Raw genomic sequence first — 19392 nt, forward strand, 5'->3', positions numbered from 1 at the left:
TTTTTGTGTACACAAATACTTATTGTAATATATGCTTTTTTGAACTTACCATGTTTCTCCCTTCCACATGGAAAGCGTCTTATCATTGGTACTCTTATTCAGCTTCTTTATCTTGACAATAAATTCATCGCCTACCACTTCAGGTTCACTGAAAATAGCATCTATACCTTGCCGTCTTAAATATTCCTTGAACTTTGAAACGGTTTCAAGATTTGATAACCTCATCTGAACTTCATCGGCTAAACGGACACCATTTCCGATATTGACGATAGAATCTATCATGGGGTAAAGTATGCTTCTGCCAAGTTGCAGGCAGCGCTTATCTATATCATCACCGGTCTCTTCCCATTCAACTGCTTGAAAACCTTCGCGCACCACTCTGGAGAACAGATAATCTCTGCCTGCATCATTGTAGAACTTGAAAGCATGTTTCAGGTCTGCACAATTGCTTTGCGAACAGGTATATTTTAAAGGTGCTATCTCCATCATGGGATCTTTGATAATAACACCTTCGTGTTCTATCTTACCAAGCTCCCTGATGATCTCACTTATCCTTAAGGGAGCTTCTTCCTTTGGAAATTCGCCAAAGAGCCTGACCTGTGTGAATCCGTATTCCTCTGCAAGCTGCCTTCGCTCATGAAGCGGAAGAGGAATGCCACTATGCTTATGTCTGATATCGAAAACGAAAAGTTCAAGGGATTCGACATTGTAGATCTTCTTTGGGATATAAGGATTGTCAGGACCTACCATCTCGCCGTGGAGCACAAGTTCCGGATGTTCTTCAAAAAAATCAATATTCAAAAACTTCTGTGCTCTTTCAGTTGAATAGGGGCAGACGTAACCTCCACGGGTTATGGCAATGATCTTCCCGTCAACTGTCACGATACGCACATTAAAACCGTTCATCTTCTCTTCGACACAGACTGTCTCGACATCCGAAAAGTGAGCTTCTATAGCAGGTTTTAACAACATGGCCCGATGGATCTTTGGAAATCCCATTATAAGTTCAAAACAGCCGTTCTTTTGCTACAGAACTGATCCGCTGTCAATATGAGAAATAGATGTATCAAAACGAAAAAGATGCTGATGGTCTCCCCAGAGCTGCAAAAGCTCACGCTTTTGTAATAATTTCTGGAGTTTGGATACGGGCAGGTCCAGATAATCTGCAGCTGCCCTCACATCCAGTCGAATACCATCAGCATCATCAGGTTTCATTCTTTCACTGCGCAAATGCACTAATGATGTTTCTTCTTGTAATGAACCCTACCATATCTCCTTCAAGGTTCACTACCGGCAAACCACCTATCTTTTCCTTGAGCATCATTGCTGTAACATCCGACATCAGCGTGTTAGATTGCACCGTCTTGACACCTCTTTTCATAATATCTTCTACAATGAGGTTCTTAATACGTGTATCTTGCTGATTTCCAGAAACAATATCTCTGAAAGCACGCATTGATTTAGCGATGTCCTGCTCAGTGACAATGCCTATAAGCTTACCATCCTCAATAACAGGGAACCTTCCAATATCTTTATCAAGGATTATGTGCCTGATATGGCTGACCCTGTCCCCGGGGTGTACAGTTATGGGGTCCTTGTTCATGATTTCAGCAGCATAACCATCGATCTGACTATTGGCTAGCACTTCATTTGGTGTAACCCAGCCAAGAATTTTCTCATTCTCGCTTACAATTATAATACCGCGGTTCTTTGCCATCAGAGTAAGTGCATCGTCTACATCCATATCCGGCAGGACCTTTACAAAATCATCTGAAACAGCGGTTGCTACATGGAGTGAAGATGCAGGTTTAGCTCCCTTCTTTCGTGTACCAAGTTCTTTAGTAAGACCTCTCATTGTAAGTATGCCGATGAGCTTATCGTCATGCTTTACCAAAAGGCGGCGTGTCGCCTTCTTTTCCATCACATCAAGTGCATGAGATATCGTGTCTGCTTTATCAATAGATATCGGTTGTACCATTATGTCCTTCACTTGCATATCTTCTCACCTCTTTTATTCGTGATATCAAATCACTAATCTATCACTAGTCTCTCACATATCCATCAAGCTGCTCTCATGATATCTGTTCTGCTGACAATACCGACGATCTCATTATTTTCAGCAATAGGAATACCTGTAATATTTTTATCTACCATTATCTTTGCAGCTTTTGTGATATCATCTCCAACATCCAATACAGCGAATATATCACTCATTACATCTTCTGCTACAAGAGGAACGGTTTTGATATATCTGTATATTTTCTCCCCACTGGGTTCTGCTCTTCTTGCCATCTTTATATTCTTTGAAGGAAGTTGTCCCTCATTATCTGTAAGTACATGTAGTGCAAGTTCTCTTGTTGTTATAAATCCAACAGCTTCTCCAGAATCATCTGTAACTATGAGCTTGCTTACTTTGTTAATCTCCATTTCATCTACTACATGGTTCAGAGTGTGATGTCTGTGAACAAAAATAGGGTCTGCTGTCATGATCTCACCCAGATTTTTCTTAACAGGGAGCTCAGACATGCAGCGAACTACATCCACTCTTGTAACAATGCCCACAAGTTCTCCATTGTTGACCACAGGTATGTTATTGATGTCGTTATCGACCATCAATGCCGTTGCTTGGGAAACAGATGCATCTTTATAGATCGTAACAGGGTCTTCTGTCATTATCATCTTTACAGGAACCTTGTCAATAGGCCTTCGTCTCCACATTGGTTCTGCCTGGGCCAGGCGTCTTCCAAGATCGGATTTGGTAACGATACCTACCATCTTGTTGCCTTCCACGACAACAATTGTGCTTATCTTATGTCTAAGCATCAATTTCCTTGCATGTGACACAGGCTCTTCTGGTTCCATTACATATACCGGGGAGCTCATGATGTCTGATACATTCATATCTCTTCCTCCTTTGTTTGTTAGTTATTCCTGTGGAAAAATAATTCATTCAGCTATTGCTCTTAGGACATCTCTTTCTGTGATTATACCACAAAGCTTTCCATTATCGATAATAGGCAGAGATCCAACACCATGTTTAAGCATGAGGCTGCTCGCTTCCCCGAGGTCTGTATCAGAAGTGGTCCATACCACATCCTTTGAGACCAATGAACTGATAGGAACATCCATTGCTTCGTGGAAATTACCGGTGACCAAATTCTCAAATACCTCCCCGCTACCAAAAAAGTTCATAATGGCCGATGCATTGACAACTCCTATGAGTATACCCTTCTTTACAACAGGAAGTCTTCTAAAGTTGTTCTTGACCATCACTTTAGCAGCCTCTCCAATCTTCATATCAGAAGATGCCTTTTCCACTTTTTTGCTCATGTGACCTGCAATTGACATATTAGTAGGAAGTCCGCTTGCAAAAGTCAAGAAGTCCTTTTCAGTACATATACCACAAACATGATCTGTACTATCAACTACAGGTAAGCTCCCTATGTTGTGTTTCAGCATGAGCTCAAAGGCTTCCTTGATATTACCAGTGCTATGAATGGACACTACATGGGGTTGCATTATTGAACTTATATTAGCGTTGATAGCAGCCAGTAAGTTCCCTTTGTATTTATTTTCGATAAGTTGGCTCTTATCTCCCCCAAGGAAATCGATTATGTCAAAAGATGTAATGATACCTTCAATTTTGTTCGTGCCAGCGTTTGTTATAGGGATGTGCCTGAACTTCTTTTCTGTCATTATCTTGATGGCATCAATGATCTTTGTTGTAGGCGGGATAGTAATAACATGCTTAGTTGCCACAGACATAATATCCCCTTCATGCTCTGATATCTTCGCATGAAAATCAAAAGCCCCTCTATTCATCGTTTCATTTGTAGCAAACTGAACAGGATCCTTTTTCTTATTATTCACAGGGCTATTGTTTTGAAGTTTCATTTTATCCTCCTTATTTTTTTGAGAATTAGGCATTCGACTGGCGGTACATATTTTGGAATAAACAAAAAGCTATCCAAAAATATTATATGGGCTGTGGGTACAGTCCCAATTGTTTAATTATATGGTCTTGATAAATCTGTTTCATTATACTAATTTATAAAGTGGGATCAACACTCATAAAGAAGCGCGGAGTATATCGGTCCTGGATACTATACCTATTACCTTTCCATCATTAACAACCGTTAGTCTTCCGACATCATAGTGGAGCATTTTTTCAACACACTCTTTTACACTTGTGTCCGATAATACTGTATAGGCAGGAGTTGACATAATTTTATCAACTGATGGAACATCCTTCGTCTGTGTTTGTTGTTTATCCCCAATGGCTGGCCGGATAAATCCGAATCTTATGATATCTCTTATAGTTATCATCCCCTGAAGTTCATCAGCATTGGTGACCACAGGTAGACCGGAATAATTTGATGTAAGCAGGATCGGCCATATTTTTGTAAGAAGGTCATGCGGGTTACAGCTAATGATATCAGTGGTCATGACATCAGCTGCAACTTTAGTATTTATTCTATTCGATCCGATATTTGCAAGAATATCTGAATTGCTGAGAATTCCGACTATCTCTCTTTCAGTTTCGGATCTCACTATTGGACAGCGACCGACACCTGATTCAATAATAAGTCTTGCAGCATCCATAATGTCTGTTTTTGGAGTTATAAGCGGACAATCATGCACAAATCCTCCAATAGTTACATTGGAACGTGTGGATGTGATGTTGAGAATATCCTGATCTTTAAGGATACCAACCATCTTTCCATTGGCATCAGTTACAGGAAGACCTCTAAGAAAGTGGTCTCTCATTAACTGCCGCGCATGTGTCATGTTATCATGCTCTTTTACACAAACAGCATCTTTAGACATAATTTCGTTGACTTTCATATAAAACCCCCCATTCATATGACAGATGAAGAAGTTTCTTATTCGTCTTCTTCCTCTCTACAATCTTCACATAGTATAAGACCATTAACTGGAATCAGATCATCCACATGTGATCCACACCTTTGACAGATCCCCCTTTCAATACCAATATTTTCAACGATATCTTGCTCACTATTTATCTCTATAAGGTCTTCCAGAATTGTATTCAGACCCGGGGATACTGTAAGGATATCCCTGTCGGTAACAAGTCCTACAATCGCCTTCCCATTGGTGACCGCAAGCCTTCGAATATGGAATTTCACCATCATTTCGGATGCTTTTATGACACCTGTATTTGGTTTCACTGTTAGAATGGGTGATGACATTATTTCTTCAGCATTTACAGTGTGGGGTATGACATCTTTAACCATTACCTTACATACCATATCTCTTTCAGTTATAATGCCTGTAGCTTCACCATATTTTGTTATGATGACGCTATCAATATTCTGTTCATCCATAGCCTTGGCTACTTCAAGAGTTGTGCTTGTCACATCAAGGATAAAGACGTCCTTAGTCATTATCTCATGAACGGCAACATCTTTCAGGGTCTCTTTGATAGACCCGTCAGCCGCAATGTTCCCTTTGGTCACCATAACCATAAATATCACCCTCCTATGCTACTAATTGAATTCCCACATCAATAATAGAAATGTTCTACTTTATAGCATATATAGGTGTTTGTTTTTTACTTTATGCTTATTCTTGTACGGTTTCCGGCGCTTAGTTCTATATCCTCGTATCCGGATTTTGAGTATGTATCAATTATTTCAATAGGGGTTTCAATGTCCAGTTCATCTACAAGAAGGGCATGATCTCCCCACAGAGCAATTCGAATACGGCCGGTATCATCAGATACATAGATGTTTGAGACCATATTGCTGGTTCCGTCATCTTTCTCGAACTCCCTCAGTTCTCCAAGACCGGAAACAAATCCTTTTATCGAATAGGATTCACCGGGTATGATGTCGGCGATAGGTGTGAAGCTCTCTTTGTACTCAACATTTGCTTCGGTCTTTCTGAGAACACCATGGTTTCCGATCTGTACCTCAACCTGCTGGCTGAAGTTATTTGTTCTTGCATATCCGTTGATTATCTCAACAGCATCATCAAGGTTCAGAGAAGTGGTGGAATCTACTTTTTCGTCCCACAGTGTCACGCGTATCTTTCCGGTTTCGTCACCTATCAGTATGTTCATGACGCGGCCAGGGTTACCATCCTTTTTCTGGAAGTTCCTGACATCAGAGATATCCAGAAGTTTTCCTGAAATATTGATGTCGGACATGCCGTCCTTTATATCAGCTATCTTCTGCGACTGCATGCTGACCTCCACTTTCTGGTCGGTCTCACGCATCAGGCCGTATTTGCCGATATTGATCTCTGTTCCGGAATAGCCATCCTTTGCATAGCCTGTGATCTCCAGACAATCTCCAACTTCGATGCTACCATTCTTGATAATATCTGCACGTTCATCCCAGAGAGTGAGCTTTATGGAACCTGTTTCGTCTGCGACCTTAACTGTTCCCACTCTGCCAATAGTACCATCGTTCCTATTGAATTCACGTACATCAAGAATAGAAGTGACCTTTGCTACAAAGCTCACATTGCCTATTTCAGCAGTTATATCTTTTATTTTGATGATATCTTTTACAGTATCTGTGACCCCAAGATCATGAGCAACAAGCATTGCTGCTGTCTTCATATCACAAAGACCGCTCATTTGGTCTACTTTTTCATCGACCCTCTTTCTAAAATCGTCTTCGCTGATAATGCCTCCAAGCTTATTGTAGATCTCAGTTATCTCGTCCATTGATGACACCTGTAAATAGGATTAAAAGGGTCCATAAGAATTATCCAAACTTATGGGAAAAGGATATAGCTATTTCCCTGTTTTATAATAGCATAGGCCCCGGGTAAGTTTAGTTCGATATGATATAACCCTGACGAAAGGTAGATCATACATTATATTTGCAATAATTCGTTCTTATTTTTTATTATTTGCTGTTTGATTCGTGGATATAGATAAAGATATATTAAGTATAAAATGCATCTAAATTTAGATAGCATGATTCGCAAGTGTAATGAGCATGGATACTTCAGGGGCGAAAGTTGTCCGGACTGTGGTGAGAGCGGAAGATATGTACTGGACGATGAACGCGAAGAGCGTCTCGGAAGGTTCATCTCAGGCGCATTGAGGCACTTTCCCGATGATGTTGGACTCACTATGGACGAACAGGGTTGGGTCAATATGGACTTGCTCTGTGACATAATGGACCGCCGCTACAAATGGGCGACAAGGGAACGGCTTATTTCTCTGATCGAATCCGATCTGAAAACTAGGTATGAGATAAAGGGTTCCAAGATAAGGGCAAGATATGGTCATTCCGTTAATGTGGAATTGGACTATCTTGAAACTGAGCTTCCATATCTTTACTATGGTGTTAGTCAGGAAGAGGTTGATATGCTTCTTGATACTGGTATTGCTCCAATGAGGCAACGTTATGTACATCTTAGCACAAGTTATGGAAAGGCGATCGAATCAGCTTCGGTCCATACTGAAAATCCTGTCGTGCTTGAGGTCGATGTAGATGAGGCACAAAATAATGGGTTGCATTTCATGTTGGTCAATGATGATATTGTGCTAACGGATGGTGTTCCGCCGGAATATCTTAGCGTTGTGGAAATTGAGGAATAAGCTTATTGAATTGAAATTTTCACTATATCATTTCTTTTTTCGATTTTGAACTTTACATCAAGGAATTTTTCTGTAACCCATATGTTGGTCTTTGTATGGGGTGATATTTCTTTTACAGTAAAAGAACCGCCTTCAGCAAGTCCGAGATAGGGGATAAGCTGGTCTGCAAGATGAATATCAACGGAAGAAGGGGTCAAAAGTTCATCCAGAAGAGATGTAGCAGCATCATTACCTACCTTTTCTGCAGTTGTTCCTCTTTTGCCAGGTACGAAAGAACCTTTCATTCCACAATATAATGTTATTCCACTACCTGTGGAGGTAAAGTCAGTACGGCATGTTTCTATTGAACATTCATGGCCAGCATTTTCAAGAATGGCCTTTGCTTTGTCGGCTTGCCTCTGCGCAACATGTTCCGGTAGATTGGAGCAATGTGATATTCCACGTATGGTCCCTCTTTCTTCTGAAAAACGATCAGGTACTAAATGTGAAGGCTCAATTATTGCATTAACAATACCTCCACCACGTGGATAGTATCCTCTTTTTAAAATATCGATGTTGCATCGATAGCCCATTTTCGAAAGGGCGCTGAGTGTGACATTTTTAAGATAATCGATACTTGGAGCCCACGAAACATCGGTTCCACCTTTTATCTCAAGTTTGATATTAGTGTTAGAATAAGTGGCAATAGGCATTATGCATTGTAATAGTAAAGCTATACTTCCTGCAGTACCGATATCAATGGTATATTTACCCCCCCTTATTTCCTGTGGAAAGAATGCAATATTTGTAGAGCCGATCTTAATTCCTTCTACTTTTGCATCACACAATAAGGCCGCGATCCCTATTGCTTTTACATGCTGGGCTGAGAGTCCGGGGTTTGGCCGGTCTTTACGTATATTCTTTATGGATGTTGCTTTTCCCGTAACAGCAGAAAGTGCTATGGCGTTTCTGACTATCTGTCCGCCGCCTTCTCCATAGGAACCATCGATATCGATCATGTTCTTGCCTTTATTTTCCTGAAAGCGTCTTTAACTGCATACATAAGGGGATCCACAACAGTAGATACCGGTGGTGCGTAACAGGTTTCAATTGAAAGCATTTCTTCAATTGTGGCCTTCTTCTTTATCATGAAAGCAAGACTGTCAATTCTTTCTTTTACACCGCTTTTTCCGATTATCTGTGCACCTGTAAGTCGATCATCACTGAAAATAAGCTTGATGTGGATATCACTGCTGCCTGGGTAGTAAGATGCTTTTGTCGTTCCTGTTGCGTAACCTGTGATGATGTAGATGTCTTCTGCCCTTGCTCTTTTACTTGTAAGACCCACCGAGCCTATCAGGAGATCACCTGCAACGTAGATACTGGGACCCAGAAGTGGTTTGAGTACGGTATCTTTCCCACAGACGTTGTTAGCCATTATCGTAGCCATGTGTCTTGCAGCAGGGGCGAGTTGGACAAGTGTTTTTTTGTTGGTGATAAAGTCTGTGATCTCACAACAATCCCCACCTGCAAAGATGTCGGTTGAAAAATTGCCATCTACAAATACTTGCAGGTGTTGGTTCACGATAATACCTCCAAGTTCTCCTGTGGAGATGCCTGCCTTTTCTGCAAGCTCGACATCAGGTAATATTCCTGTGCTTATTATAACGATATCCGCTGGTATTCGTTCTCCTGAAATTAAAACGCTCTCCACCCCTTCTTTCCCTTCGATAGTATCTGGCACATTTCCTGTAACGAGGGTTACACCGACAGACTTGAGGTATTCTGAAACTATCTCTGCCATATCAGGATCTATCAGACGTGAGAGAATTGCAGGACCGCGGTTGATCAGTGTTGTGTCTATCCCTCTTTTTGCTATGCCGGCTGCGATCTCAACACCTATTGCACCGGCACCGATGATGACCACGGTCTCAGCGGAAAGAAGTGCAGTTTCGATTTTCATGCCGTCAGCAAGTGTTTGCAGGGTGAATACGCCATCCATTCCGATATATTTCTGTAAGGGCTGAGGTATACGCTGTTTTCCACCGGTAGCGATTATAAGCTTATCGAATAAGATATCATAGTTCTCAAGCTTTATCGTTCGATTGAGAATATCTATTGACAAGGCTTCGGTTTCAAGTGCTATGTCTATCCCCATTTTATCAAAGAATTCAGGAGTTTTGACAATAAGGGAATCAAAATCATGTACTTTGCCTGCCAGCTTGAAAGGTATCCCGCATTCACTGTATGATATGTGAGAATCTTTTGAAATGACTATAACAGAAAGGTCACTACAACGCTTTACGTGCGTAGCGGTAGCAAGTCCGGCAGCACCTCCGCCTATGATGGCAAGGTCATATTTTCTATTATCTTTCATAAAGATAATCTTAGATGCATGTTATTAGGGTTTTGGCATTTGATGAGAACTGAGGATAGTAGAACAGTAAGATAATTGACGAGCGAGTTTGGGGAGTGGGGGGGGTTATTGTAGTAAAAAACAATGTGTCCCGCTCGTCAACATCCATATTATGTTATTATATTTAATCATGTTGGTATTATAGAACTATAACTATCCAACCACATATAAATTTGAAAACAGTTGGCTGCATTTGATTTTATTAAAAATATACGTCCTATACATCTCTTTAATTTCCAAAGAGGGTGAGGTCGTATCAGTTACTTAATTATAGCCCCCTTGTGTCATCATAACAATCCTTAAAATACGTTTTGAACACATTTTTAAAATCGTGTTGCAGAGGTATTTCAGAAAAATCCAAAACCACAAAGTTATTAAAGTGTAAGAACTAATTAGCCTATTGTGATTGGAATAATATCACAATAAAACTTAATTAATTTATCAAATCTTCCATTGGGTGATTTATTCAATGGAAATAAACAGATTATCAAAATAAAAATCTGGATCATTGTGGTTGCGCCATCACTTTATGCGCACCATTATCACATGTTACAAGCAGAAGGAGCAGTCGAGAGAGTCAGGCTTATTCGTATTACAGGAATTGGACAAACGGCACTTTATATTTTGTGTCCATTGTCTATGGCTATTCAAAGGTTTGATATCAGCACACAGAATTATTCGCATGAACAGGTGACACATCCATGTGCAATTGATGCACGAGGGGATTTTGGGATGTCTTATATATATGTGGATTATCTGAATAGTTGATGGCTTACTTGATAGTTCAAACTATGGGGAATTTGTTTGAATTGATGGTCAATAGACAATATCTGACATAGTAAATGCAGCCGAAAGATCTTTTTTCTTCTACTCTTGAGATCCTATTTTGTAGTATGCATAATTGATCCTATTTTGTTAGTCTGTTTAAACGTAGATTCTGCCTAATATGGCAGCTACTGTATAAGAAGGAGATAATATGCAAAATACAGACACCACTAAATATATCATTCATTCAAAGATCAGCGCTGACGGAATAATTGAGCGTCCTGATATTGTAGGAGCTATTTTTGGCCAGACAGAAGGTCTGCTAGGTTCAGATCTGGACCTTCGTGATCTTCAAAAAACCGGTCGTATCGGAAGGATAGAAGTTGCCGTAGGTGCAAAGGGCGGTAAGACCAAAGGTAACATCTTTATACCGTCTAGCCTCGATAGGGTTGAGACATCTATTCTTGCAGCATCTCTTGAGACCATTGACAGAGTGGGTCCATGTGCGGCAAAGATCGAGATCACACAGGTTGAGGATGTTCGTGCAACCAAAAGGAAGCATATCATTGAGCGTGCTAAGTTTATTCTTACCGATATGTTCGACGAGAACCTTCCGGAATCCCAGGAGATCGCAGATGAAGTTCGCCAATCAGTACGTATTGAAGAGATGCAGTACTATGGAAAGAACAAGATCCCATGTGGTCCCAATGTGGTTGAATCCGATGCTATTGTTGTCGTCGAAGGTAGGGCAGATGTACTGAACCTTTTGAGATATGGTATCAAGAACACTATCTGTGTAGGTGGCACCAATGTACCTCCTGAGGTTGCAGAGCTCACAAAGAAAAAGACTGTAACTGCATTCACAGACGGTGATCGTGGTGGAAAGCTCATCATAAAGGAGCTTCTACAGGTTGCAGACATTGATTACATTGCACGTGCTCCTGACGGAAAAAGTGTCGAAGATCTTGTCCAGAGGGAGATCGTACGTTCACTGAGACAGAAGATCCCAGTCGAGCAAGCTCTTGAGAATTATACTATCAAAACAGATGCTAAACCTGTAACAACAGAAACCCCTGCTAAGGGTAGTAGGATCACACGCCTTCCAAAACGTAAGGAAAGACCTGAGCTATCTGTACCAGCTGTCAAACAGTTACCTAACAAGCCTTCTAGATCAGAAGAGAAACCAGGGGTGACTAGGGAACCAAGGACAACTAGGGAACCAAGGACAACCAGGGAAGCAAGGACAACCAGGGAAACAAGATCACCTAGGGAAACAAGATCACCTAGGGAAACAAGATCACCTAGGGAAACAAGAGAGCCAAAAGAAGCAAAACCTGCAATGCTCTCTCCACAGGCACTTAGATTTAAACCGCATTCTGATGCACTCATCGGAACTCTTGGGGCAAGACTATTAGATTCAAAGGATGAGATTATTGAGGAAACTGCAGTTCGTGATCTGGTCAATACACTGAAAGAGAATGATGAAGGGATCAAGAGCGTTGTTTTCGATGGTGTCGTAACTCAGCGTATCCTTGATATTGCATCCGATAAGGGCATTGAGAACCTTATTGGTGTGAAAAAGGGCAATATTGCAAAAAGTCCTGCAAGTGTCAATGTTTTAACAGCATCTGATTTTTGATCCTCTAAGGATCAAACCTCTTCTTTTTTTATTTTCCCTCAATAGAGCATTATTAATCATAAAAAATAAATCGAAACCTATTTATATCATAAATAGGAATAGCTCGTCCGCGAATAATGGTTTTATTTGAGTCTTAAGTTTACTGTATTGCAACGCACACAAAGCGGTGTGTTGTAAAGAAAACGGACTAAAACCATGCAAAAAGATGAATTGATCCAGTTGCATACATTGTTGGCTCAGATAAAGAGACATCTGGAATCTTAGAGCAGTGATTATGACTTTTCTGAATATAGGTCGCTGTCAATAAGCCCTGTTCATATCCATCGCAGTAAAGCAGATCACAAACATGCTATATTTGTTCTTGGAAATCATCTTGCATCGATAATTTCAGATGATGAGCTTTCGGGTATTGGCAGGACATCTGCAAGAATGCAGGAATTTGCAGAACGTACAGGAAGGCACACACCAGTCAGCAATAATTAAATATTGTCAGGTAATCGGAACTTGGTATCAGAAAGTGAAGGTACTTCAAAAGAGATATTCTTGGAATGATTTACCCACGATCTTGGAGAAAGTTGTTTTTTCATAATGATCCCACTTTCTCCATCCGAATAATAATCCTGTTCGATCCAGCACGCTATAAAATCCATGTTCCTGTACATCTGAATAGCTTTATCGTTACTGATCCTTACCTCAAGGGTCGCAGATTTTATGCCCTTATCTTTGAACAGGTCCAGAATAGAATTAAGGAGCTTTTTTCCAACTCCTATATTCTGCCATTCCTTTTTAACTGCCAGGGAGAATATACGACCTTCGTTCGTTTCAGAACGATATCCCATGACAAAACCAATGATATTGCTGTCCATGGTCGCAACAAGAAATCCTTCATCCTTCATCTCATAGAAGTTCATGTAAACGAAAGGATTGTGTTCGGTAAATGCTTCCATTTCAATGGCCAGAACCTGTTCAAAATCCCGGGGCATAAACTTTCTGAGAATCATTGTATTTTAGTAGGTATCTCATTATAAAAAAGAATATTGAAAGAGGGAATAAAGAAAAGAAAATAAGAAAAGGTACTAAAGTAAATTAATACCTTAGTCAGCTTTTTTTACGTGTCTGAGGTCTACAGCTACGCCTCTTGAGGACCCAACCATCTCTTCTCCACTCATCATAGCGCGTCCGACTCCGATTGCTTTACTTCCGGTGATCATAACCTCATCTCCGGGTCTGATGTTCTTGTCAGCTGCAACAACACCTGGTGCAAGCAATGATCCCCTTGGGAGGAAATCATCTATGGTCACAGTATAACCTGAGTACTCCTCGGAATTTGAAAGCAATCGTATCCCTGCGACGGTAAGTGCGAGTATACCATACTGAGGTATCATTGTAGCGATCTGCTCTTTGCCGATGAAGACCTGATGTTTGGGGAATGGCGCTTTTATCTTTGCATCGTCAGGTACGATCAGCTTGCCAGCACCTGGACCGAACTGGTAGTCTGCAATAGACCTCATCATGTCGATCCTTGATCTGTTCTGCTTATACTCCCTTTCAGCTACTATATCAGAAACGGTCTTTTTCAGGTTATCAAGGGAGTCGTATGATGACACGTTCCCTGTACTTGTATAGATGAACTCTATGGAAAGTTGTTCTGAAACGATCTCACATATTTCCCTGTAAGCACCTTCTAAATGTGCTACGACATGTGAATATTTGTGTTTTGACAGATAATCTCTGAGGCAGGCAGAGACCCACTTTATTTCTTCAGCATCCCAGTATCCTGTCACAACAGCATCATAATGTGCTGCAGGATAGGTCATTTCAAGTTCTCTGGGTATGATACCGAGTGGGGAGGTAAGGATTACCTCATGTACGAATTTCCTATACTTTCCAAGCGATTTTATGAACTTGTTATGGGAATTGGATATTGAATATGGTTTCTTTGCCGAGCAAGGAAAAAGCACAAGTATTTCGGATTCTGGCGGTGTATATCTTTCCTGTATCCTCTTTGCAAACCTGACGACCTCAGGCCGTGTCATGGATTCAGAAGTCGTTGCAAGCATCTGGTTGGACCTGGCAATAGGAGTTTGCTTTTCCATGTAGTCGTATTGGGTATCGGAAAGTCTCAAAAGTGCCGCAAGCCATGGCTCTGTTCTACATTGTCCTTCAATGTATTCACGAAGGTTACCGGAGCGTATCCTTTCCCTCGCCAGGACTATCTCTGCTTCCAGCATGTTGCGGTTGTGTCTGCTGATCAGCTCTGCCCTATCAGCTTTAGGCATTGCCCTTAGTTCCTCGATGGTAATAGGTGCGCATGCTTCACATCTGCATGGCAGCTCTGTCATCGAATCAAGGAAATATTTGCCGGCAGTTGTCATGTAGATATCGCTACATCCGGCTATTATTGCCTTTGTATCATCGACAATATCTATTCCAAGGTAGACAAGCATTGCAGCATTTGCAGGGGTACAGAGGTTCGGCAGATATATTGCGGTATCAGGAGCAACACTACCCTTCAGATCGATAAGTCTCTCCAGGAACTTTCTCGCATTTCCTTCTAAAGAACCTGCACCTTCCATTACGTAAAGGTCAGCCTTTTTCACATCCACACCTTTGCGGAAGATGCGGCCTATGGGACCTGTAGATTCAACTTCGGTTCTCTCCGAGATCTTCATTACCACATCTTCAGGTACTTCCAAGGTCAGGTCCTGATGAGGAAGTATGATAATAGTTTCATCCCCGACCTCTTCGCGGATCTTCCTGATCCTTTCTTCTGCTTCTTCAATAGAGATGTTCCAGATGGAGCCTGCATCTGTTATGGGGGAATGGGCATCGTTAAGGGATGCTGTATCAATTATATATGGTGTCCTTACTGGTGTTGGAAAGAGTATTTTTCCAATTCGGGCAGCACCATCCCGTTGTTCTACCTCAAAGTATGATGTCATGTTTCCCTAATATGCTTAAGTAGATGTAAATCTTTTCTACTGAACATAAGTACCCAAACATTTATTTTTTAAAAGAGATTCAGGTTAAGATGATGCTCACTAAAGAACTTGAGGACATCCTCGGGAAAGAGAATGTTTCTACCCGAATGTCAGAGCTTTACTGTTATTCCTTTGATGCTTCCGGCGTAGAAGGGCTGCCGGACTTTGTTGTAAGGCCTGCAACCACTGAACAGGTAGCTGATGTAGTCAAATTAGCTGATATGTCTAACACTCCTGTTGTTGCAAGGGGTGCAGGCTCAGGTCTTTGCGGCGGCGCGGTTCCGGTAGAAGGCGGCATTGTGCTTGATATGTGCTCAATGGACCACATCCTTGACATCGATATTGACAATCTTCAGATAACAGTGGAACCCGGTGTTGTTCACGAAAAACTTAACAAGGCACTGGAGCCGTATGGTTTTTTCTTCCCGCCTGACCCTGGGAGCACTGCCATGTGTACTATCGGCGGGCTCATGGCGAACAATGGAAGCGGGATAAGGTGTGTGAAATACGGTACTACCAGGAACTATGTTCTCGATCTTGAGGTCGTCATGGCCGATGGCAGAATAGTGCACACCGGCTCGAAGACTTTGAAAACAGCTTCAGGGTATGATCTGACCGATCTGATGGTAGGTTCTGAAGGCACTCTTGGTATTATCACTAAGGCTGTGCTCAAGGTACATCCTCTGCCCCATGCCCGCAGTGTCATACTTGCATCCTTTGACAATACCACTCTTGCCGGCAAGGCCGTGGTGAAGGTGCTCTCATCCGGGATCATACCTTCGGCATGTGAAATTCTTGACAGTACTGCCATCAAGGCTGTCAGGAGTTTCGATCCTTCTGTGGAACTTTCGGATGTGGGTGCTATTCTTATGATAGAAGTGGACGGGATGGAGAACGCGGTCAGGGAAGAAGCTGCTCTTGTGGGGAAAGCCTGTGAGGAGCTGGCTTCTGCCATAAAGGTCGCGGAGAGTGGAGCTGAAAGTGAGAATCTATGGAAGGCACGCAGGCTGGTAGGTGCTGCCATATCAAAGATCGATGTTAAGCGCACTCGTATCTATGTCGGAGAAGATATCGGAGTTCCAATAAAAGAATTACCTGGTATGCTCGAATACGTGCGTTCGCTTTCAGAAGAGTTTGATATTCACATCATGACCTATGGTCATATCGGCGATGGAAATCTCCATACCGGGATGGCCATCGATATGCTCAGTGAGGAAGAACTGGAAACTGCACATGCTGTGGCGGACAGGATATACAGGCGTGCCATTTCTGTGGGCGGTACTGTGAGTGCTGAGCATGGGGTAGGAAAGGCACGAGCGATGTATATGGAACTGGAACATCCAACTTCCCTTGAGATAATGCGGCAGATAAAGAAGACCCTTGATCCGAAAGGGATACTGAATCCGGGTAAAATGGGGCTTTGATATGCAGGAAGATAAGCAAAGATCTATCCTCAAATGTGTCCGTTGCGGGGCATGCCGTAGCATATGTCCGGTCTTTGAAGAATTTGGCTGGGAATCTTTCAGTACGAGAGGGCGTATGCTTCTCGCAAAGGGCATTTCAAATGGGATGGATGTGGATGAAAGTATGATCGATAGCATCAATACCTGTACTACATGCGGGTTGTGTGAGCAGATGTGTCCCGCAGGGGCAAAACCCTCGGATGTTTTTGAGGAATTACGTCGTGACCTTGTCAGCATGGGCAAGATCACAGGTACACAATTGGAATTGTATAATAATACTCTCCTTACGGGAAACCCACTGGGTGAAAAGAGACCCGATACAAGTTTTATCCTGAAACAAAGGGATGTTCCCAAGGTCGCAGACTATGTATATTTCGTAGGGTGTTTAGGTTCATATCGATTCAGGGAAACTGCTCTCAAGACATATGATCTTATTAAAGATATGGGGGTGACCGTACTTTCTGATGAGGTATGTTGTGGCTCTCCGCTACTCAGGACCGGATTCGATGCGGATGAGCTCATAAGACATAATCTTGAGCAGATCGAAAAGACCGGTGCACATACCATAGTAGCCAGTTGTGCAGGGTGTTATAATACTTTCAAGAATGACTATCCTGACAGGTTCAATGTTGTTCACATAACTGAATTTTTAGCAGAACATATTGATGAATTGGGGCTTGAAATGCTGGACATTACGGTAACATATCATGACCCATGTCATCTTGGCAGGGCAAACAGGGTATTTGATCCTCCCCGAAAACTGATAATAGCTGTTTGTGATCTTAAAGAAATGAGGACCAACAGGGAAAATGCCAAATGTTGTGGAGGTGGTGGAGGAGTTAGAAAAGGCTATCCTGAACTTTCGGCTTCAATTGCTAAAAAGAGGATAATGGATGTTCCTGATAATGTGGATTACATGGTGACATGTTGTCCGTTGTGTAGGACGAATCTGGAACAGGCAAGTGCTGTTCCGGTAATTGATCTGCTGGACCTGTTATATATGGCACAAAAGGAAAGGCTGAAGGTCGCCTAAGTTCATTTATTTGCAGATATTTCCTTCTCAACGAATACAGGCAATTTGACATGGATCTCAGTGCCATGGTTTACTTCACTGTTTATCCATATGGAGCCTCTATGTGCTTCGATTATCTTTTTACAGATGATCAGTCCATAATCCTGATTGCTGTAACAAAGATCACATTCATCCCCTTCTTCAGGAACCTCACTGAATATATGGGTAAGCATATCAGTTGGAATACCTTTACCTGTATCTTTTATGATAATGTGTATGTCCCCGTTCTCTTCCGAGGCAATGAGGGAGATACTTTTTCCAGAGGGGGTATATTTGATAGCATTGTCAAGAAGATGCATCAATACACTTTCTATATATTTTGTGTTCCCGTGTATGGGTGGGAGTGAATCTGGAATGTCGGCATTGACCTCGAGTCCTTTATGATCGATCTGGGGGAACATGTCCTTTTTAAGCGTTTCAAGTATATTTTTGATATTAAGGAAACTGAATGTGTATTTTATAGTCTCATTCTGCATTTCACTTACATAGAACAGTGATTCTATAAGATGCTGAAGACGTTCTGAATTTCTGACAACTGATTCCATTGTCCTTTTTTGACGCTCGTTAAGGTTACCCAGCCTTTCATTGTAAAGCAATTCGCTGAAACCTTTTATTGATATTAATGGTGTTCTCAGTTCGTGATTGATGTTTGCCAGGAATTCATCTTTCATCTTGTGAGAACTGTGGAGCTTTTCGTTAGCCTTTGAAAGTTCTTCTTCAATATTTTTTCTTTCAGTCGTGTTTTCTCCTGAACGAATTATCCCTGTGATGTTGCCTTCACTATCTTTCAATATCACATCATGCCAGAGGATTATGCGTTCGGAAAACGTGCCATCCGCATTTTTAGTCACTATTAAACGTTCGTAATATTCAGGTGGTTCGGCTTTACCGCTCAAGATGTTGTGCAAGTCCTGTTTTCGGCTTTCACGTCCGTTTTCCTGAATTAAATCTATCCAGCTTTTACCGCGAATATCCTTTTTTTCCCAACCAAAGATATTACAGCTCTTCTTATTTGCAAATACTATCTCTGTGTCCTTGTTGATTATGACAATAATAGAACCTGCTGCATCGAGATATTGGTATGCCTGATTCTTTTCCTGGATTATGTTCTCCTGCAAGTGCTTTATTTTTAATAGGGAACGCACTCGGCTTGATATCTCCAGATAATTGACAGGTTTGTTGAGAAAATCGTCTGCACCTTCTTCAAGGCTTTTTATCTTTTCTTTCTTTTCTGTCAATGAGGTTAGCATGATGATAGGTATGAGCCTTGTGCGTTCATCATTCTTCAGTATCTTGCACAATTCATGCCCTGTAATGTCTGGTATCATGATGTCAAGTAAGATAATATCAGGACTTTCGGTAGTTGCTATTTCAAGACCTTTGTAACCAGAATATGCTTTTATAACTTCATAGTCGGAACTGAGTATAGCTTCCAACAGCTCAACATTGAAAATTTCATTGTCAATGATCAATATTTTCGATTTTTTTAGTGGCATGT

At 41.5% G+C, this 19392-nt stretch carries 18 protein-coding genes and 1 pseudogene; 6 read left to right on the forward strand and 13 right to left on the reverse strand.

All coding sequences use genetic code 11. The features are described from left to right. Positions 1–45 precede the first annotated feature (45 nt). The 8 genes from MBUR_RS09070 to MBUR_RS09100 form a co-directional block, all read right to left on the reverse strand. A complete protein-coding gene (locus MBUR_RS09070) occupies positions 46–999 on the reverse strand; it encodes an RNA ligase (protein WP_011499791.1) in 954 nt (317 codons plus the stop codon). Positions 1000–1026: 27 nt separating this feature from the next. Continuing rightward, positions 1027–1215, reverse strand: coding sequence for a hypothetical protein (locus tag MBUR_RS14425; RefSeq protein ID WP_083754968.1), 189 nt, complete (start codon positions 1213–1215; stop codon positions 1027–1029). Positions 1216–1219: 4 nt separating this feature from the next. Beyond that, entirely contained in the window at positions 1220–1996 is a 777-nt protein-coding gene (locus tag MBUR_RS09075; protein ID WP_011499792.1) for a CBS domain-containing protein, read from the reverse strand. 65 nt (positions 1997–2061) lie between these two features. After that, the gene (locus tag MBUR_RS09080; protein WP_011499793.1) at positions 2062–2901 is read right to left on the reverse strand and encodes a CBS domain-containing protein; all 840 of its coding nucleotides are present in this window, start codon (positions 2899–2901) and stop codon (positions 2062–2064) included. A gap of 45 nt (positions 2902–2946) precedes the next feature. Beyond that, positions 2947–3894, reverse strand: coding sequence for a CBS domain-containing protein (locus MBUR_RS09085; protein ID WP_011499794.1), 948 nt, complete (start codon positions 3892–3894; stop codon positions 2947–2949). A 174-nt stretch (positions 3895–4068) separates the two neighbouring features. After that, the gene (locus MBUR_RS09090) at positions 4069–4845 is read right to left on the reverse strand and encodes a CBS domain-containing protein (protein ID WP_011499795.1); all 777 of its coding nucleotides are present in this window, start codon (positions 4843–4845) and stop codon (positions 4069–4071) included. Between the two features lie 38 nt (positions 4846–4883). Continuing rightward, positions 4884–5486 (reverse strand): CBS domain-containing protein, encoded by a 603-nt coding sequence (locus tag MBUR_RS09095; protein WP_011499796.1) that lies wholly within the window; start codon positions 5484–5486, stop codon positions 4884–4886. An 86-nt stretch (positions 5487–5572) separates the two neighbouring features. After that, the gene (locus MBUR_RS09100) at positions 5573–6694 is read right to left on the reverse strand and encodes an OB-fold nucleic acid binding domain-containing protein (RefSeq protein ID WP_011499797.1); all 1122 of its coding nucleotides are present in this window, start codon (positions 6692–6694) and stop codon (positions 5573–5575) included. 255 nt (positions 6695–6949) lie between these two features. Here MBUR_RS09100 and MBUR_RS09105 point away from each other — a divergent pair, with 255 nt between their 5' ends. Beyond that, positions 6950–7579, forward strand: a complete 630-nt coding sequence (locus tag MBUR_RS09105; RefSeq protein ID WP_048063347.1) for an RNA 2'-phosphotransferase — start codon at positions 6950–6952, stop codon at positions 7577–7579. A gap of 2 nt (positions 7580–7581) precedes the next feature. On the opposite strand, the gene rtcA is transcribed toward MBUR_RS09105, so the two are convergent. Both rtcA and MBUR_RS09115 read right to left on the reverse strand, forming a co-directional pair. Further along, a complete protein-coding gene (rtcA, locus tag MBUR_RS09110; RefSeq protein ID WP_011499799.1) occupies positions 7582–8577 on the reverse strand; it encodes an RNA 3'-terminal phosphate cyclase in 996 nt (331 codons plus the stop codon). Next, entirely contained in the window at positions 8574–9935 is a 1362-nt protein-coding gene (locus MBUR_RS09115) for an FAD-dependent oxidoreductase (protein ID WP_011499800.1), read from the reverse strand. The genes rtcA and MBUR_RS09115 overlap by 4 nt, the downstream gene beginning before the upstream one ends. A 492-nt stretch (positions 9936–10427) precedes the next feature. Between MBUR_RS09115 and MBUR_RS09120 the strand changes: the two genes are divergently transcribed. The 3 genes and pseudogenes from MBUR_RS09120 (at position 10428) to MBUR_RS14175 (ending at position 12861) form a co-directional block, all read left to right on the forward strand. Next, a complete protein-coding gene (locus MBUR_RS09120; protein WP_011499801.1) occupies positions 10428–10742 on the forward strand; it encodes a hypothetical protein in 315 nt (104 codons plus the stop codon). 208 nt (positions 10743–10950) lie between these two features. Then, positions 10951–12378 carry a DNA primase DnaG gene (gene dnaG, locus MBUR_RS09125; protein WP_011499802.1) on the forward strand — a complete coding sequence of 476 codons (1428 nt, stop codon included), beginning with the start codon at positions 10951–10953 and terminating at the stop codon, positions 12376–12378. A gap of 195 nt (positions 12379–12573) precedes the next feature. Next, a pseudogene (locus MBUR_RS14175) lies at positions 12574–12861 on the forward strand (UPF0058 family protein). On the opposite strand, the gene rimI reads toward MBUR_RS14175, so the two are convergent. Then, a complete protein-coding gene (rimI, locus tag MBUR_RS09130; protein WP_232221891.1) occupies positions 12858–13361 on the reverse strand; it encodes a ribosomal protein S18-alanine N-acetyltransferase in 504 nt (167 codons plus the stop codon). The pseudogene MBUR_RS14175 and the gene rimI overlap by 4 nt on opposite strands. A gap of 111 nt (positions 13362–13472) precedes the next feature. Then, a complete protein-coding gene (gene arcS, locus MBUR_RS09135) occupies positions 13473–15320 on the reverse strand; it encodes an archaeosine synthase subunit alpha (RefSeq protein ID WP_011499804.1) in 1848 nt (615 codons plus the stop codon). A gap of 89 nt (positions 15321–15409) precedes the next feature. Between arcS and MBUR_RS09140 the strand changes: the two genes are divergently transcribed. Further along, a complete protein-coding gene (locus MBUR_RS09140; protein ID WP_011499805.1) occupies positions 15410–16783 on the forward strand; it encodes an FAD-binding oxidoreductase in 1374 nt (457 codons plus the stop codon). A 1-nt stretch (position 16784) separates the two neighbouring features. Continuing rightward, positions 16785–17855 carry a (Fe-S)-binding protein gene (locus MBUR_RS09145; RefSeq protein WP_011499806.1) on the forward strand — a complete coding sequence of 357 codons (1071 nt, stop codon included), beginning with the start codon at positions 16785–16787 and terminating at the stop codon, positions 17853–17855. A gap of 2 nt (positions 17856–17857) precedes the next feature. Here MBUR_RS09145 and MBUR_RS09150 read toward each other — a convergent pair whose 3' ends face one another. Then, positions 17858–19390: a hybrid sensor histidine kinase/response regulator gene (locus MBUR_RS09150; protein ID WP_011499807.1), complete on the reverse strand. Its 1533-nt coding sequence runs from the start codon at positions 19388–19390 to the stop codon at positions 17858–17860. Positions 19391–19392: the final 2 nt, after the last annotated feature.

The organism is Methanococcoides burtonii DSM 6242, from assembly GCF_000013725.1.
Classification (GTDB): Archaea; Halobacteriota; Methanosarcinia; order Methanosarcinales; family Methanosarcinaceae; genus Methanococcoides; species Methanococcoides burtonii.